Origin of the sequence: Haloarcula mannanilytica (genome assembly GCF_005406125.1) — an archaeon.
Taxonomy (GTDB): Archaea; Halobacteriota; Halobacteria; order Halobacteriales; family Haloarculaceae; genus Haloarcula; species Haloarcula mannanilytica.
In genome coordinates, this window is record NZ_BIXZ01000001.1 from 147739 (window position 1) to 162709 (window position 14971).

Consider the following 14971-nt stretch of genomic DNA (forward strand, 5'->3'; position numbering starts at 1 on the left):
GTTAGCGAAAGAGGAGGACCCGGAAGACGGTGTCAGTCATGCGTATCGGGTACAGCACGAGCGTGTCGAGGCTGAACTGCGACTCGCCCTCGTCCCTGATCGGCATCTCTATCGAAACCTCTTCGATCCGCTGGCCGCGCTGGGCCGCATCGAGCGTCTGCTCGACCGCCCAGTGGTTGTCCGAGCGGTGGAGGATGTCCTTCAGTGCCGAGACGCGGTAGACGCGGAAGCCGCTGGTCACGTCAGTGATGTCGATGCCGCCGAGCTTGCGCACGACGGTCGTGAAGAAGGTGATCCCCAGCCGTCTGATGAGTGGGTAGTCGTCGATGCTCTCATTCAGGTAGCGGCTACCGATGACCATGTCCGCGTCCTCGGCGTGGTCCAGCAGCGTCGGGATTTTCTCCGGGTCGTGCTGGCCGTCGGCGTCGACCTGCACGACGAAGTCGAAGTCGTGGCGGATGGCGTACTGATAGCCCGTCCTGACGGCCCCACCGACGCCGGTGTTGAACACGTGCGTGACGACGTGTGCGCCGTGCTCACGGGCGATGGCCGCGGTGTCGTCCGTCGAGCCGTCGTCGACGACCACGACCTCGTCGACGTACCGGCTCGTCCCGTCGATCACCGACCCGATGGTGCTCGACTCGTTGTACGCGGGGATGACGGCGACTGTTCGCACTGTTTCAGACGCCGCGAGCGGTGAACTTAGAATTGTCGTTCCGTGGACTCGTTTCACCCTGGCCCCTCGCTTGGCTTCAACCGGACAAGACAGGGAAAACCGACCGCAGTGACGGCTGCCGATAAATAACATGGTTCATCATGAACATGGTAAGAATGAAAACACACCGCGCGGTACGTACTGGCATGAGTGTCGAGCAGGAGCAGACGGAACGGACCATCAGGTGTCTGGTGGCGAAGGTGGGACTCGACGGTCACGACCGCGGGGCACACGTCATCGCCCGGGCGCTCCGCGACGCCGGCTTCGAGGTGATCTACTCCGGCCTGCACCGCGCACCGGACGAGGTCGTGCAAGCCGCGGTACAGGAGGACGTGGATGTGGTCGGCATCTCCATCCTCTCGGGGGCGCACAACACGCTGGTCCCGAAGATTCTCGACGGCCTGAAGGAGTACGACGCCTTCGACGACCGGCTCATCCTGGTCGGCGGTATCGTCCCGGACGACGACAAGGACGAACTCCGGAATCTGGGCGTCGACGAGATATTCGGCCCCGGCGCCTCGATGGAGGAGATGATCGAGTACATCCACGAGCACGCGCCCGAGCGATGAGCGACCTCGTCGAGGACCTGCTCGCGGGCAAGCACAGCGCCCTCGCCAGAGTCATCACCCAGATCGAGAACCGCTCGCCGGGGTACCGCGAGATAATCTCCGATCTCCACCAGCACACGGGGACGGCTGACGTTATCGGCGTCACAGGCAGTCCCGGCGCTGGCAAGTCCACGCTGGTCGACAAGGTGGCGGCGACCTACCGCGAGCAGGGTCTGACCGTCGGTGTCATCGCCATCGACCCGTCGTCGCCGTTCTCCGGGGGCGCGGTGCTGGGCGACCGGATTCGGATGGCCTCCAACGCCGGCGACATGGACATGTTCTTCCGGTCGATGTCCGCACGCGGCTCGCTTGGCGGCCTATCGACGGCGACGACCGACGCTGTAACCGCACTCGACGCCTTCGGCAAGGACAAGATCATCGTCGAGACGGTCGGCGCGGGCCAAAACGAGGTCGACATCGTCCGCACCGCCGACACCGTCGCCGTACTGGTCCCGCCGGGCAGTGGCGACGACGTGCAGATGCTCAAGGCCGGCATCCTCGAAATCGGCGACGTGTTCGTGGTCAACAAGGCCGACCTCGACGGGGCCGACCGAACCGTCCAGCAGCTCCGGGAGATGCTACAGGGCCGGAGCGGGCGGCCGGAGACCGGCCACCACGGCGCGACCGAACTCGCCGGCCACGCGGAGAGTGATGACCCACATGACGACGATGCCGAGTCGGAGTCGTGGAATCCGCCCATCGTCGAGACGGTCGCCAACCGCGGCGAGGGCGTCGAGGACTTCTTGGAGACACTGGCCGACCACGGGGAATACCTGGACCGAACCGGCCGCCGAGAGGGGCAGGCACGGGAGCGTTTCGCCGCGGAGATCCGAACCTTACTCCGGGAAGACGCTAACGAACTCCTGGCCGACGAACTCGACCGTCGGGGCGGCATCGACAGCTACGTCGACGCCGTGATCGAGCGCCACACGGACCCCTACACTGTCGTCGACGAAATCCTCACGCCACTGCGGGACTGTCTCGACGAGCGTCGAGACGAAGCCTGAGGTCGAGCCTGTCGTGACCCGAGAGTCTTGGCGGCCCCGGCCAGTGGCAGCGACCCGATGTTCCTCCGGCACGTGTGGGCGACGGCCGTGGGTTTCCGTCACGTACAACTATAACATTGCCCGAGTCTCTAGATGTCAGTATGAAACTCCGCAAGGCGCTCGGTGCAGTCGTTGGCGCGGTCGGCGCGACGGCCGCCGCAAACCGCGTGCTGCAGTCACAGGCCGACGCGTTCGAGCCGATGCTGGACGGGGAACAGGGGACCTACCGCTGGCGCGGGTTCGACATCGCCTACACTGAAGCCGGCGACCCCTCGGATCCGGACCTCGTGTTATTCCACGGCATTAACGCCGCCGCCAGCAGCCACGAGTTCCACACGGTGTTCGACACGCTAGCCGAGGACTACCACGTCATCGCGCCGGATCTGCCGGGCTTCGGGCACACCGACCGGCCGCCGCTGCTGTACTCGGCATCACTGTACACGGCCTTTGTCCGAGACTTCATCGAGGACAACACCACCGACGCAACTGTCGTCGCGTCGTCGCTGACCGGTGCGTACGCGGCCAGCGCGGCACAGGAAGTCGACGTTACAGAGCTCATCCTCATCTGTCCGACGGACAGTTCGATGGGGAGTCGGAACGTCGGACTCCGCTCGCTGCTTCGGTCCCCGGTCATCGGTGAAGCCATCTACAACCTCACCGTCTCGAAGCCCTCCATCCGCCACTTCCACGCCGACCACGGCTACTACGACATGGACAACCTCACCGACGAGGTCGTCGACTACGAGTGGCAAAGCGGCCACCAGCCCGGCGCGCGCTTCGCGCCGGCGTCGTTCGTCACCGGCTTCCTCGACCCCGAGGACGACCTCGGCGAAGTGCTTGCGAGCCTCGACGTGCCCGTGACGCTGGTGTGGGGCGAGGACGCCGATATCACGCCGCTGTCGGAGGGCCGCGAACTGGCCGAGCGGGCGGACGCGATGCTCGTCGTCTTCGGCGACTCCCTCCTCTTGCCACACGTCGAACATCCCGGTGAATTCATCGACGTGGTCCGGGACAGAGTGACTTCGGTAACGGTCGAGAACTGACCCTTAGCGCGGCCGGAACACGACGGCTCTGTCGCCGGTGGTCACGCGCTCGCCGACCTCGATACCGACTACGTCGTTGATGGCGACATCGTCCGGGTCCTCGCCGCGGACGAGTCCTGTAACCGACACCGGTCCGAAGTCAGTGATAGCGGTGACGTAGGGCGCGTCGTCCTCGAACTGCGGCGTCGGGACGGAAATCGTCGTGTGGCTCGCGATCTCGCCGGATTCGGGCAGGTCGACCCGCGCAAGGTCCTGATCGTGACAGCGCGGACACACCCGCCGGGGCGGAAGCCACCCGTGGCCGTTCGAACATTCGAGATAGTAGCCCTCGCCCGATTCGATGCTGTCGAGCCACTCGTCGTACTCGCCATCTCGTGCGGATTCGGTCATTCTTGCACCTCCATAACGTGGACAGTCGTAGACGCGACGGTGCCGCCGGCGTTGTGGGCGACACCGACGGTGCCGTCCGGCACGGCGTCGGCCCGCGGATGCGTCCCATCGAGCACCCAGGCCACCGTCGCCAACTGGGCGACGCCGGTCGCGCCGACCGGGTGACCCTTGGCTTTCAGCCCGCCAGAGAGGTTTATCGGCAGGTCGCCGTCGCGGGTCGTCTCGCCGTTGCGCGCCGCGGCAACCCCCTCGCCACGCTCGTAGAAGCCAAGCGACTCGATTGCGAGCACTTCTGCGATGGTGAAACAGTCGTGCACCTCGGCGAAGTCAACGTCGTCGGGGCTGACGCCGGCGTCGTCGTAGGCCTCCTCTGCGGCCTTGTCCGCGGCGGGCGTCTGTGCGAGGTGGGGGCGGTCCTGCAGGGCGAGGTTGTCGCCGCCCTGGCCGGTGCCGGTGATGGCGACCGGCGCGTCCAGATCGTGCTCCTCAGCGTAGGATTCTGTCGTCAGGACAGCGGCCGCCGCCCCGTCGGTTATCGGACAAGAATCGTAGAGCCCGAGCGGGTCCGCAATCGTCGGGGCCTCCATCGCGTCCTCGACCGTGATTTCCTTCTGAATCTGGGCGTGGTCGTTGACCAGCGCGTGCTCGTGATTCTTGACGGCGATGTGAGCGAGGTCCTCGCGGGAGCCGCCGTACTGGTCGAAATACGATCGGGCCATCAGGGCGTAGGCCCCGGGGAAGGTCATCCCGGCCCGGACCTCGTAGAGGTCGTCGGCGGCGATAGCGAGCGCGTCCGTCGCCGCGGCCGTTCCGATGTTGGTCATCCGCTCCGCGCCGCCGACGACGACCACTTCCGCTTCGCCGTTCCGCAGCGTTTTGACGGCCTCGCGGATCGCTGCACCCGCTGACGCACAGGCCGCTTCGACGCGGGTCGCCGGCACGTCCAGCCCGATTGCCTCGGCCATCAGCGGCCCCTGATGGCCCTGGTGTTCCGCGAGCTCTCCCATGAAATTCCCGTAGTAGAGTGCCTCAGCGTCTTCCGGGTCGATTCCGGCGGCGTCCAGCGCTTCCAGCCCGGCCTCTGCGAACAGGTCGCGGCCGGTTCGCTCGGGGTGTTTCCCGAAATGTGTCACGCCGGCCCCGGCGATACGTGGGTCTGACATTACCTCCCAGTGTGCGCTGGCGGCTTAAATGCCTACTGCTCGGTTACTTAATTAGCCTATATTCGCAGCTTTAGACGCTTGAAAACGGGATATCGTGTCGATGGAATATTTCGTTCCTACGACGGCGACGATTCCTACAACGGTACGAACGTTCTCAGTTCACGATTTCGGCGATACGTTGTGGCTCACCCGAAAGCGTTGGGTCCGGTTCGACCATCTGCAACACCTCGTGGTCAGTCACGTTCGGATACGATTTCTGGATGGCGTCTTCGATGAGGGCCTTTTCGAGACGGAACTCAGTCCCTTCATAGACAACGTCGACGCCCTGTTCGTCGAACGACAGCACAGTCATACCGCTGAGTATGCACGGCACAAATAAAAGGATAGTCTCTCACGGGACACGCAGGCCCGGTATCCGTTCGGAAAAACGTCGGAACCGCTTACGAGTCCCCGTCGCTGCCGACCCGGATGACCTGCAGCAGGGAGTACACGGGGACACCGCGGATGTCACCGACGCCGCGCTTGTCGGCCAGCACGACACAGGCCACGGGGTTGCCGCCCTGTTCGTGGATCGCGTCGATAGTTTCGCCCATCGTCTTGCCGCTCGTGATGGTGTCGTCGACGACGTAGCAGTCCCGATTCCGGATCTGTGCGAAGTTCCGGGAAAAGGAGCCGTCGGTGGTCTCGCTTTCGTCGTCGTCCCACTGGTGTTTTGTCGGGGCGTAGGTTCCGAGGTCAGTCTCCAGTTCCCGTGCGACAGTCGTTGCAAGCGGAGCGCCCGCCTTCTCGATCCCGATAGTGAGGTCCACGTCGTCGCCTTTCTTCGAGAGCAGGTCCGCCATCGCCGCCCCGGCGTGGTACAGTCGGTTGCTGTCCCGTCCGAGAGCAGACCAGTCGACGTGGATATCGTGAGGACCGCCGTCGTCGCTCGTCTCCGGTTCCGTCCCCGTACCGCTGCGTTCGACTAGCCAACTCGCCGTCTCACGGGAGACGTTGAGCTCGTCAGCGATCTCGCCCTTAGAGAGGCCACGCTGTGCCAGGTCGGACGCGCTGTCGACGAGGTCGTCGATATTCTTCATATCTCTATCTCCGTGTGCGAGGATTTAATAGGCAGTGTTCTGCACCTACCAAAACTATTTACAACAGTCGTTGTTCTATACTACTGGCTGGGTTCTCCCCTGCTACTCGGGGACGCCTGGACGCGATCTTCGTCGGGTCGCCGGCTGTCCCCCACCCCCAACCCGGCCGAAGCCAACCGTCTGTTTCGTAGCATGGTTGCACGCGGGACCGCACGCACCAGCGGTCAGGCGGGACGTTCCCGCCGTTCTTTCCCGAGAAAACAGCGTCGAACTACCTACTTCGTATGTGAACTGACGGGAGTACCGACGTGTGGTGACTGCTCCGCCAGCCAGTCACTCTCTGTTCACATCAAACGTGTCGAGCCGTGTTTGGAGTTGTTTTGCCTGGGTGGCGAGTGACTCAACGTTTGAAGTAACTTGACTCATTGCGGACGCCTGTTGCCCTGCTGCGGTCGAAGCATCCTCCGCGGCGTTGGCGGTGTCTTCTCCGAGTTCCGCGACTTCGTCGATTATCGCCATGACCTCCTCGGTGCTGCTGGCCTGGTTATCGACCGCCTGGGTTATCTCTTGGACACCGTCGTCGGTTTCCTCGACGTTGTCAACCACATCGATGAACGCATCGACGGCGGTATCGACCGACTCGGTGGTGCCTTCGATTTCACGTTCGGCGCTCTGGATCCGTTCAACGGTTGTGGACGTGCGGTTCTGGACTTCCTCGATGAGTGCGGAAATATCGTTGGCGGACTCCTGTGTTTCTTCGGCCAGTTGTTTGATTTCGTCGGCAACGACGGCGAATCCGTCGCTTGCGTCTGTGCCGTTGTTGCCCCCGGCCCGCGCTGCTTCGATATTTGCGTTGAGTGCCAGCATGTTCGTCTGGTCGGCGATGTCCGAGATCAGTTCCACGATCTCGTCGATCTGGGCCATCTGTTCGTCGAGTTGTTCAACGGCCGTAACGACCGACGACATTTCGGCCTGAATCCCTTCCATGTCTTCCCTCGCTTGTTTTGCAGTCGATTCGCCGTCCTGTCCGACTTCGGCGGTGTCTTCGGAGAGTTGCGCGACAGTCTGTGCCGTCGATGCGACCTCTTCGACCGTCGCGGAGAGGGTGTTCATCTCGCTGGATACTCTGTCGAGCCGCTCTCGCTGTTGGTCGGCCCGGTTTGTGACCCCGTTAATCGACTCGCTGACCTCATCGCTGGCCTGTTTGACTTCCTGTGCGCCTGAACTGGCCTGTTGGCTGGCTGCTGCAACGTCGTGGGAGAACGCCTGGAGATGTCCCATCGTCTCCTCAATGTCGTCAAGCATGGTGTTGAACGCCGTCGCAATTTCACCCATTGCGTTATTTTCGGTGTCCGTTGGCAACCGGACAGTCAGGTCACCGTCGGCACAGTCGCTCATGATCTCGCTGTATTCTTCTGCGCGCCCTTCGATTTGTTCGCGCAGTTCCTCTGATTCGTATCCCTCTTGAATCCGGTCTTGCAGCGAGCCGTGCATGCTGTCAAACGTCCCCTCCTCATGGAACAATGCAGGCCGATACTGCGTTGTCTCAGCGACCTCTCTGAGGTCACACCCGACCGTCTCTGAGAGAAACGTTTCCGCTATCTGTTCCGCCCCGAAGAACTCGAGATTGTGGTTCTCGTCAGCTCGCGCGATCCGCATGTTGTGGGTGAGGTGGTGTGTCGCTCCGTCGAGTGTCACAGTGCCTTCCGGTGCGTCGAACGCCAGCCCACTCTGGAGTTGTTCTATCACTGCGTCTTGATCGGTTGTTCCCGCGGCTTCGACAGCTTTCGCGTAGAGATGTATCGAAACGTAACTGTTCTGTGCCTCTTGGTTGATGTATTCCGCGTCAGGGAACTTCCTGTAGAAACGCTCGACGAATGCCTCGCTTTCCGGTGTCGAGAGTTCCTCCATGTAATTAACTCCGACGTGGACATCCGCGAACGCCGGGGCCTCATACCGTTTGTGTTCGAACGCCTGCGCCATCGCTGTCGACGTTCCGACAGGTATGGAGAGTCCACGGTCGGCTTTCTTGCGGAAAAACTCCGCATGATTATCCCCGACGAGCATTGACATGATGACATCCGGATCAGCCGCCTCGATGGTATCTACTAACGACTCGAATGAAGTCTGTGATAGCGGGGCGAACTCCTTCCCGACCACCTCAGCGCCGTGTTCCGCGGCGAGAATATCCACCCAGTCGGCGGACAGATGCCCGAAGTTGTAGTCCGCCGCGATTGTGAAAATCTCCGGGCCGTGTTCTGAGACGAGGTACGGGAGCACGGTCCCGAGTTGCTGGCGGGCGGTCGCTCCCACAGGGAAGGTGTATCGGTCGCAGACTCCCCCCTCATACTGGTTCGTATAGAAGTAGAGCTGTCTATGAGCGTTTATTAACGGGCGGACAACCTCCCTCTCGGACGACGCGTAGCCGGCCCAGATCGCGTCGGGGTCTTCCTCATCCAGAATATCGGTGACCAAGTGTCGGTATCGGTCTACGTCGGACTTCGGGTCCGGATCGATTACCTCGATTTCACGACCGAGAACCCCTCCGCTCTCGTTTAACTCTTCGATTGCGAGACGGCTCGCCTGCCACTTTGAAGTGCCAAGCTCGGCGAACTTTCCCGACCGGTTCTCAAGGACAGCTACTGTGATCGGGTCAGACACCGTCCCTGTCACCTCCGTTGGGAATCTCCGTCAGATAGATTAGTGAACAGATAAGAATAGTGCGGAGAAATGAACTTCTATCCACTTTTCCCGGCATTCTCTCTTTTGATATCACAACCGTGCCTAGTCCGTTACAAGTATTTAAAATCGCTCCGGGTGGCAACTTTTTCGTTCGGATATTATAAAATACCAGACAGTAACTACGACATGGCCACACCAAGCCCCAACTTTCGAGTGCGAGCAAAGGCGAAGTCGAACAATGCCAGTTCGTGGCCGCCCAGTTTCGCTCTGAACCTCGGGACGGCTCTCGGTATTGGAGGGGTCGCTATGTCTCCAGCAGTCCGCCACAATCTCCGTGCCACAACAGCGTAGTTCCTCGCATTACCGCTGTAGTATCAGTGGAGCATATCTAGCAAGAAGATAGCGAGGAAGCCGACGAAAAAGAGCGTCGTGGACACCGGTGTCTCAGGAACCTTCCCGGCCTTTACGAGTAGTTCCTCGGTGACGAGATACAGCAGGGCGGCGGAGCCGAACGCGAGGATGACCGCGATGGGCGCACCGGTCACGCCTTCGAGCGCGAGCACGCCGACAACCACTCCTGACGCGAGCAACGCCCCAAAGGCCGCCGGGACTGCGAGTTTCTTGGCAACGCCCAGGTCCTGTGGCAGCGCGACGACCCCGGCGACGCCGAGAAAGAGTACTTCGATAGCCAGCGCCACTGCGATGATGACGCCGGTATCTGGATTGTCGAGGAATGTGACACCGATCAGGACGCCGTCGATGAGCATGTCGATCCCGATGGTGATGAGCAGTCCTGCCGCGCCAGCGAACTGCCCGCCGATATCGCGTTTCTGGATGGTCTTGCTCAGGTGATGAATGCCCAGCATCGTCGCCACGCCGATAGCGAACCCGAGGACGACAACCACTGGTGCCCGACCGTGAACGTCCGGCAGTAACTCGGCAGCGACGGCGGCGATGACGACCCCGGCCGCGAAGTGTTGGACGTTGCTCTCCATCTGTGGACCCGGGGGCCGATAGACAGCGACCACGCCCCCGACCAGGGCAGCCACGACAGCGAGCGCTGTGTACGACAGCGCCTGAATCAGTACCATGGGGCTCCTTCGTAACCGTGGCGTAAAGAGTCTTGATCGGACGGCGACAGCAGCCTGACGGCGAGTCGCTGGCACCGACTTCGTTCCCAGTATTCAGCCGATAACTCCCGACACACTCCGGAGCTACTAGAACGTGTTCCCTGTGAACCGCTGTATGACGCCCTCTGTATCGCGTGCAAACCCGTCGTCGTTGAATACACTCGTTGGCTGTGAACGGGTCCGTTCAATTGACCCCGTCATAGGTGTAGAGTCGTTGCTCGCAGGTCGGACAGACGAGCGTCTCGTCGGGGTCCTGCCGCGGTCCCAGATGGCCGCCACAGCACGATACCGTGGATGATTCGACCAGCTCGGCGTCACAGACCGGACAGCTATCGAGGAACATCCGGAACGCTTCCGCGCCGGCAACTTTGAGCCGTTCGTCGTCGATACGCTCGTCGAGGACCTCGTACGCTGCAAGCTCGGCGACGGCGACCGGCCGGGCGAGGAGCTGTCCGGGGTCAGAACCAAGCACGACCCACTCCGCGTCGTCGACGTACGGTTCCGCGTGGTCGATCTGCGGGAGCGACGCCTGCAGTGTCGCCGAGAGTTCGTCGAGCGAAAGATCGGTCAGTTCGTCCATCCGCTCGTGCCACGCCGTGTCGACGGCTGGGGCGAGAAACAGCCGCTCGTCCTCGGTTTCGATGATGCCGGCCGCCGATAGCTCTCGGAAGACGGTCTCCCCGTCCAGTTCTACGTCGTCAGCCAGCGACTCGCTTTCCTCGTGGCCCCTCTCTTCGTTGGATGACTCGCTGTGGGACGGCCCATCGTGGCCCGATTCCCTGTGGAACCACTCGTCCGGAATCGGCGACACCGCTACGAGCCGCGGGGCGAACGCGGGCGTGTACGGAACCAAATATCCCCGCAAATAGATCACCGCGACCCCGACGACGGCGACCAGCAGGCTCGCCAGCGAACGCTCGCGTGCGCGCAGGAGCAAAACAATAATGCCAACGAGTCCCAGGTTCAACAGCGTACATGGCCAACATCTGTTTTCCCCGGTGTGGGTCTCGTCGGTGAGGGCAGCGAGCACTTGCATCGGTTCGGCTTCGCGCGGCGAGAGTAAATGGCTCACGCCGGGACACCGTCGCGCAGTCCCAAAATTCTTTAACAACAGCTGTGGTACGTGGTAGCATGAGCGAGTCGCCGGTGACATACACCACGCTCGGGTCGACGGGGCTCGACGTGTCCGAACTCTGCCTCGGAACGATGAACTTCGGGAGCGAAGAGCCCTGGATGCTAAACGACGAGGCCGAGAGCCGCCGGATACTCGAACGGGCGCTCGACCTCGGTATCAACTTTTTCGATACGGCCAACGCGTACTCGAACGGCGAGAGCGAGCGGATTCTCGGCAGCGCCATCGACTCCGCTCGCCGCGGCGAACTGGTCCTGGCCTCGAAGGTGTATTTCGACATGCACGACGGGCCAAACGGCAGCGGCCTCTCGAAGAAACACATCATCGACCAGTGTCACGCCACGCTCGACCGCCTCGGCGTCGACTATCTCGACCTCTATCAGATCCACCGGTGGGACGACGACACACCCATCGAGGAGACGCTTGACGCACTGACCTATCTCGTCGACGAGGGGCTGGTCAGATATATCGGCGCGAGTACGATGGCGAACTGGAAGTTCCAGAAGGCACTCTACACCGCGGATATCGAGGGGTACGAGCGGTTCGTCTCGATGCAGCCGGAGTACAACGCCGTCGACCGGCACGAGGAGGCGAATCTGCTGCCGGTCTGTGAGATGGAAGGCGTCGGCGTCATTCCGTGGTCGCCACTGGCCGGCGGCTTCCTCGCCGGGAAATACGAGCGCGACGGCGACCACTCCGAGGGGCGGGCGAGTACGGACGAGTACACTGCAAACCGGTTCAGCGACGAGAACTGGGCAGTACTCGACGAGATTCGTGCCATCGCCGACGCAAAGGGTGTGACGCCGGCACAGGTCAGCCTGGCGTGGCTCTGCCACCAGGAGGTGGTCGACGCGCCGATAATCGGCCCACGGACGATGGACCAACTGGAGGAGAACGTCGGCGCACTCGGCGTCGACCTGACCGACGAGGAATGTGCCCGAATCGAGGCGCCGAAACAGCCCCAGTGGCCGGTCGATGGTAAGGACTGACCGCAGGTACTCGATAGATAACCATGCACGTTAACTGCATACTCAGTTTCCCTGCACACACATGGACGACAGCGAACTAACCGATGTCCTCGAAGATGCCGGTCTCTCCCCGTACCAGGCGGAGGCCTACGTCACGTTGCTGGGGCTGGGGACCGCATCGGCGACCGACATCGCTGACTCCTGTGACGTTCCGGACCCGCGGATTTACGACGTACTTCGGGACCTGGAGACGAAGGGATACATCGAGACGTTCCAGCAGGACAGTCTGACCGCCCGCGCCCGCAACCCCGACGTAGTGCTCGATGACCTGCGGTCCCGGTCGAGCAAGTACCTCGACGCGGCCGAGACAATCGAGGAACGCTGGAACCAGCCCGAAATCTCGGACCACGAGGTCAGCATCGTCAAACGGTTCGAGACCGTCGTAAGCCGCTCGCGGGAGCTCATCGCGGAGGCCGAACACCAGATCCAGGTCGGCGTGAACCCGGAGCAGTTCTACGCGGTTCGGGAAGAACTCATGGCTGCCCACGACCGCGGCGTGAATATCAAGCTCAGCATCTGTACGAGCCCAGACGAGGAGCTACCCCCGTTAGACGACATCGAGGGCACCTGCACGGAGGCCCGGAACCGCGACATTCCGGCCCCGTTTTTCGTCCTGGTCGACCGGACCTGGACGTGCTTTGCGCCCCATCACGACTCGGTCAACGAGTACGGCGTGCTCGTCAAGGACCGGACCCACACCTACGTCTTCCACTGGTTCTTCCTGACCTGTCTGTGGGAGATCTGGGACACGCTGTACACCGAGCGGACGCCGGAGACGCCGACGACGTACGTCGACCTTCGCCACGCCGTCCGGGACATCGAACCACTGTTGAACGAAGGGGCGACCATCACGGCGGTCGTCGACGGCTACGTCACCGAGACGAACGAGTCCGTGAGCGTGGAAGGGACCATCACCGGCGTGGACTACACCGGGAGTAGCATGGGGCGACAGGACCCGGTCCCGCTGGCACAGCTGGCGGGCCGCGTCAGCGCCACGCTCGTAACCGACGACGAGACTTACGACATCGGTGGCTGGGGCGCTGTCATCGAGGAGATCGAGGCGACCGAAATAACGGTCGTCGACGTTCGCTACGACTGATCGCCAGGCCGTGTCACGTTCGGCCCGGTCGACTGGGTGGGAGGGGGTGGTCGTGCACGGCGGCGCGAAACAGCGACCTACCGAGGAATCCACATGACCCAAAACGAGACACCCAACGAACTCGACGAAGCGTGGTGGAAAGAAGCGGTCGTCTACGAGGTGTACCCGCGGAGCTTCAACGACACCGACGGCGACGGCGTCGGCGACATTCCCGGCATCACCGCGAAGGCGGACTACTTCGACGACCTGGGCGTCGACGTGCTCTGGATCGGCCCCGTCTACGATTCGCCGAACGCGGACAACGGGTACGACATCAGGGACTACCGGGCGATACACGACGACTTCGGCGACATGGACGACTGGGAACAGCTCCTGTCGGCCCTCCACGACCGCGACATCCGGCTCATCATGGACCTCGTCGTCAACCACACCTCCGACGAACACGAGTGGTTCCAGCGCTCGCGGCGGCAAGAGGCGGGCTACGAGGACTATTACCACTGGGTCGACGGCGACCCCGACGAGCCGCCGAACAACTGGGAGTCGATATTCGGCGGTCCCGCGTGGACGTACGACGAGGAGCGGGGCCAGTGGTATCTCCACCTCTTTCACGAGAAGCAACCGGACCTCAACTGGCGCGCCCCCGCGGTCCGCGAGGACCTCTACGAGATGGTCAACTGGTGGCTCGACAAGGGCATCGACGGGTTCCGGCTGGACGCGATCAATCTCCTTTCGAAACCGGACGGATACCCCGACGGCGACCCGGACTCCGACCTCCGCGGGAACGAACACTACTTCAACGGCCCGCGTATCCACGAATATCTCCGCGAACTCCACGACGAGACCTTCGCCGGGCGCGACGTGATGACTGTCGCCGAGATGGGCCGTATCACCGCGGCCGACGCTGAAGCGTACTGCGGGCCGGACGGGGACGGCCTCGACATGACGTTCCAGTTCGTCCGCGACGAGATGGAGTCCGAAAGCGACGGTCGCTGGGCGAGCCCGGACTGGGAACTGCCGGACCTGAAACGTGTCCTGTCGTCCTGGCAGCAGACTACCGGCGCGTGGGTCGCGCCGTGTCTCGGGAACCACGACCAGCCCCGGTCGGTGTCGTGGTGGGGCGATGAGTCCTATCGCGTCGAATCCGCGACACTGTTGGCGACGTTCCTGTTGACGCTGCGCGGGACGCCACACGTCTATCAGGGCGAGGAAATCGGGATGACCAACGCCGAATTCGACAGCCTCGACGAGATCGACGACCCGGACACCCGCCAGCGGGTCGAACTCGCTATCGAAGCGGGCGAAGCCGCCGGGTTCGACGACGTGCGCGACGCGGTCAACGAGGACAGCCGGGACCACGCGCGCACGCCGATGCAGTGGAGCGCCGACGAACACGCGGGGTTCACCGACGGCGAGCCGTGGCTTCGCGTCAACGACGACTACCCCGAGGTGAACGTCGAATCGGCGCTGGCCGACGAGTCCTCGATCTGGTACTATTACCGCGACCTCATCCAGTTCCGACACGACGAGTCCCCGCTCGTCTACGGGGACTTCGACCTCCTGTTGCCCGACCACGACCAGTTCTGCGCGTACACGCGCACACTGGATAATGCGGCTCTGCTGGTCGTCCTCAACTGGTCGGACGCCACGGCGACGTTCGAGTGTGGATCGGTCGAGACGGCTGACGCCGAACCGGTTGTCGCTAATTACGACGATCCCCCGGCAGAACCGCAGGGGTGCGAGTTCCGCCCCTACGAAGCCGCCGTATACCGCCTCTGAGTGAACCCGTCGCTGTCACATCTGCGTCCGCGACACAACCCGCTGAGTCGACAGCGATTACCTACAACACCGGATCTTCC

General features: G+C 62.6%; 14 protein-coding genes. 6 read left to right on the forward strand and 8 right to left on the reverse strand.

Translation table 11 applies throughout. The annotated features are described in order from the left end of the window. Position 1 precedes the first annotated feature (1 nt). A complete protein-coding gene (locus Harman_RS00670) occupies positions 2-676 on the reverse strand; it encodes a glycosyltransferase family 2 protein (protein WP_137681903.1) in 675 nt (224 codons plus the stop codon). Between the two features lie 185 nt (positions 677-861). On the opposite strand from Harman_RS00670, the gene Harman_RS00675 reads away from it, so the two are divergent. The 3 genes from Harman_RS00675 (at position 862) to Harman_RS00685 (ending at position 3412) form a co-directional block, all read left to right on the forward strand. Then, on the forward strand, positions 862-1284 hold the full coding sequence (locus Harman_RS00675) for a cobalamin B12-binding domain-containing protein (RefSeq protein ID WP_137681904.1): 423 nt from the start codon (positions 862-864) through the stop codon (positions 1282-1284). After that, positions 1281-2330 carry a methylmalonyl Co-A mutase-associated GTPase MeaB gene (gene meaB, locus Harman_RS00680; RefSeq protein ID WP_137681905.1) on the forward strand — a complete coding sequence of 350 codons (1050 nt, stop codon included), beginning with the start codon at positions 1281-1283 and terminating at the stop codon, positions 2328-2330. The genes Harman_RS00675 and meaB overlap by 4 nt, the downstream gene beginning before the upstream one ends. A gap of 140 nt (positions 2331-2470) precedes the next feature. Next, a complete protein-coding gene (locus Harman_RS00685) occupies positions 2471-3412 on the forward strand; it encodes an alpha/beta fold hydrolase (protein WP_137681906.1) in 942 nt (313 codons plus the stop codon). Between the two features lie 3 nt (positions 3413-3415). Here the strand turns inward: Harman_RS00685 and Harman_RS00690 are convergent, their stop codons facing one another. The 7 genes from Harman_RS00690 to Harman_RS00720 all read right to left on the reverse strand — a co-directional run bounded on the left by Harman_RS00690 (position 3416) and on the right by Harman_RS00720 (position 10892). Continuing rightward, complete coding sequence (locus Harman_RS00690) at positions 3416-3802, reverse strand: Zn-ribbon domain-containing OB-fold protein (RefSeq protein WP_137681907.1); 387 nt, start codon at positions 3800-3802, stop codon at positions 3416-3418. Next, the gene (locus tag Harman_RS00695) at positions 3799-4965 is read right to left on the reverse strand and encodes a thiolase domain-containing protein (protein ID WP_137681908.1); all 1167 of its coding nucleotides are present in this window, start codon (positions 4963-4965) and stop codon (positions 3799-3801) included. The genes Harman_RS00690 and Harman_RS00695 overlap by 4 nt, the downstream gene beginning before the upstream one ends. Before the next feature lie 154 nt (positions 4966-5119). After that, positions 5120-5317: a DUF5800 family protein gene (locus Harman_RS00700; protein ID WP_137681909.1), complete on the reverse strand. Its 198-nt coding sequence runs from the start codon at positions 5315-5317 to the stop codon at positions 5120-5122. 88 nt (positions 5318-5405) lie between these two features. Next, a complete protein-coding gene (gene gfcR, locus Harman_RS00705) occupies positions 5406-6044 on the reverse strand; it encodes a transcriptional regulator GfcR (protein ID WP_137681910.1) in 639 nt (212 codons plus the stop codon). Between the two features lie 333 nt (positions 6045-6377). Next, on the reverse strand, positions 6378-8705 hold the full coding sequence (locus Harman_RS00710; RefSeq protein WP_235007132.1) for an urea ABC transporter substrate-binding protein: 2328 nt from the start codon (positions 8703-8705) through the stop codon (positions 6378-6380). Between the two features lie 395 nt (positions 8706-9100). Then, complete coding sequence (locus tag Harman_RS00715) at positions 9101-9817, reverse strand: ZIP family metal transporter (protein WP_137681912.1); 717 nt, start codon at positions 9815-9817, stop codon at positions 9101-9103. A 223-nt stretch (positions 9818-10040) separates the two neighbouring features. Continuing rightward, entirely contained in the window at positions 10041-10892 is an 852-nt protein-coding gene (locus Harman_RS00720) for a hypothetical protein (RefSeq protein WP_394347809.1), read from the reverse strand. A 95-nt stretch (positions 10893-10987) separates the two neighbouring features. On the opposite strand from Harman_RS00720, the gene Harman_RS00725 reads away from it, so the two are divergent. From Harman_RS00725 to Harman_RS00735, 3 genes are all read left to right on the forward strand, one after another. After that, positions 10988-11977 (forward strand): aldo/keto reductase, encoded by a 990-nt coding sequence (locus Harman_RS00725; protein WP_137681914.1) that lies wholly within the window; start codon positions 10988-10990, stop codon positions 11975-11977. A 61-nt stretch (positions 11978-12038) separates the two neighbouring features. After that, positions 12039-13115, forward strand: a complete 1077-nt coding sequence (locus Harman_RS00730) for a TrmB family transcriptional regulator (protein ID WP_137681915.1) — start codon at positions 12039-12041, stop codon at positions 13113-13115. 93 nt (positions 13116-13208) lie between these two features. Further along, the gene (locus Harman_RS00735) at positions 13209-14891 is read left to right on the forward strand and encodes a glycoside hydrolase family 13 protein (RefSeq protein WP_137681916.1); all 1683 of its coding nucleotides are present in this window, start codon (positions 13209-13211) and stop codon (positions 14889-14891) included. Positions 14892-14971 lie beyond the last annotated feature (80 nt).

Excerpts from the sequence above, each read along its gene's own strand:
- Harman_RS00730 (WP_137681915.1), top strand. The coding sequence starts at position 12,039 with ATGGACGACAGCGAACTAACCGATGTCCTCGAAGATGCCGGTCTCTCC.
- Harman_RS00685 (WP_137681906.1), top strand. The coding sequence starts at position 2,471 with ATGAAACTCCGCAAGGCGCTCGGTGCAGTCGTTGGCGCGGTCGGCGCG.
- Harman_RS00700 (WP_137681909.1), bottom strand. The coding sequence starts at position 5,317 with ATGACTGTGCTGTCGTTCGACGAACAGGGCGTCGACGTTGTCTATGAA.
- meaB (WP_137681905.1), top strand. The coding sequence starts at position 1,281 with ATGAGCGACCTCGTCGAGGACCTGCTCGCGGGCAAGCACAGCGCCCTC.
- Harman_RS00725 (WP_137681914.1), top strand. The coding sequence starts at position 10,988 with ATGAGCGAGTCGCCGGTGACATACACCACGCTCGGGTCGACGGGGCTC.
- Harman_RS00675 (WP_137681904.1), top strand. The coding sequence starts at position 862 with ATGAGTGTCGAGCAGGAGCAGACGGAACGGACCATCAGGTGTCTGGTG.
- gfcR (WP_137681910.1), bottom strand. The coding sequence starts at position 6,044 with ATGAAGAATATCGACGACCTCGTCGACAGCGCGTCCGACCTGGCACAG.
- Harman_RS00690 (WP_137681907.1), bottom strand. The coding sequence starts at position 3,802 with ATGACCGAATCCGCACGAGATGGCGAGTACGACGAGTGGCTCGACAGC.
- Harman_RS00720 (WP_394347809.1), bottom strand. The coding sequence starts at position 10,892 with ATGCAAGTGCTCGCTGCCCTCACCGACGAGACCCACACCGGGGAAAAC.
- Harman_RS00735 (WP_137681916.1), top strand. The coding sequence starts at position 13,209 with ATGACCCAAAACGAGACACCCAACGAACTCGACGAAGCGTGGTGGAAA.
- Harman_RS00715 (WP_137681912.1), bottom strand. The coding sequence starts at position 9,817 with ATGGTACTGATTCAGGCGCTGTCGTACACAGCGCTCGCTGTCGTGGCT.
- Harman_RS00695 (WP_137681908.1), bottom strand. The coding sequence starts at position 4,965 with ATGTCAGACCCACGTATCGCCGGGGCCGGCGTGACACATTTCGGGAAA.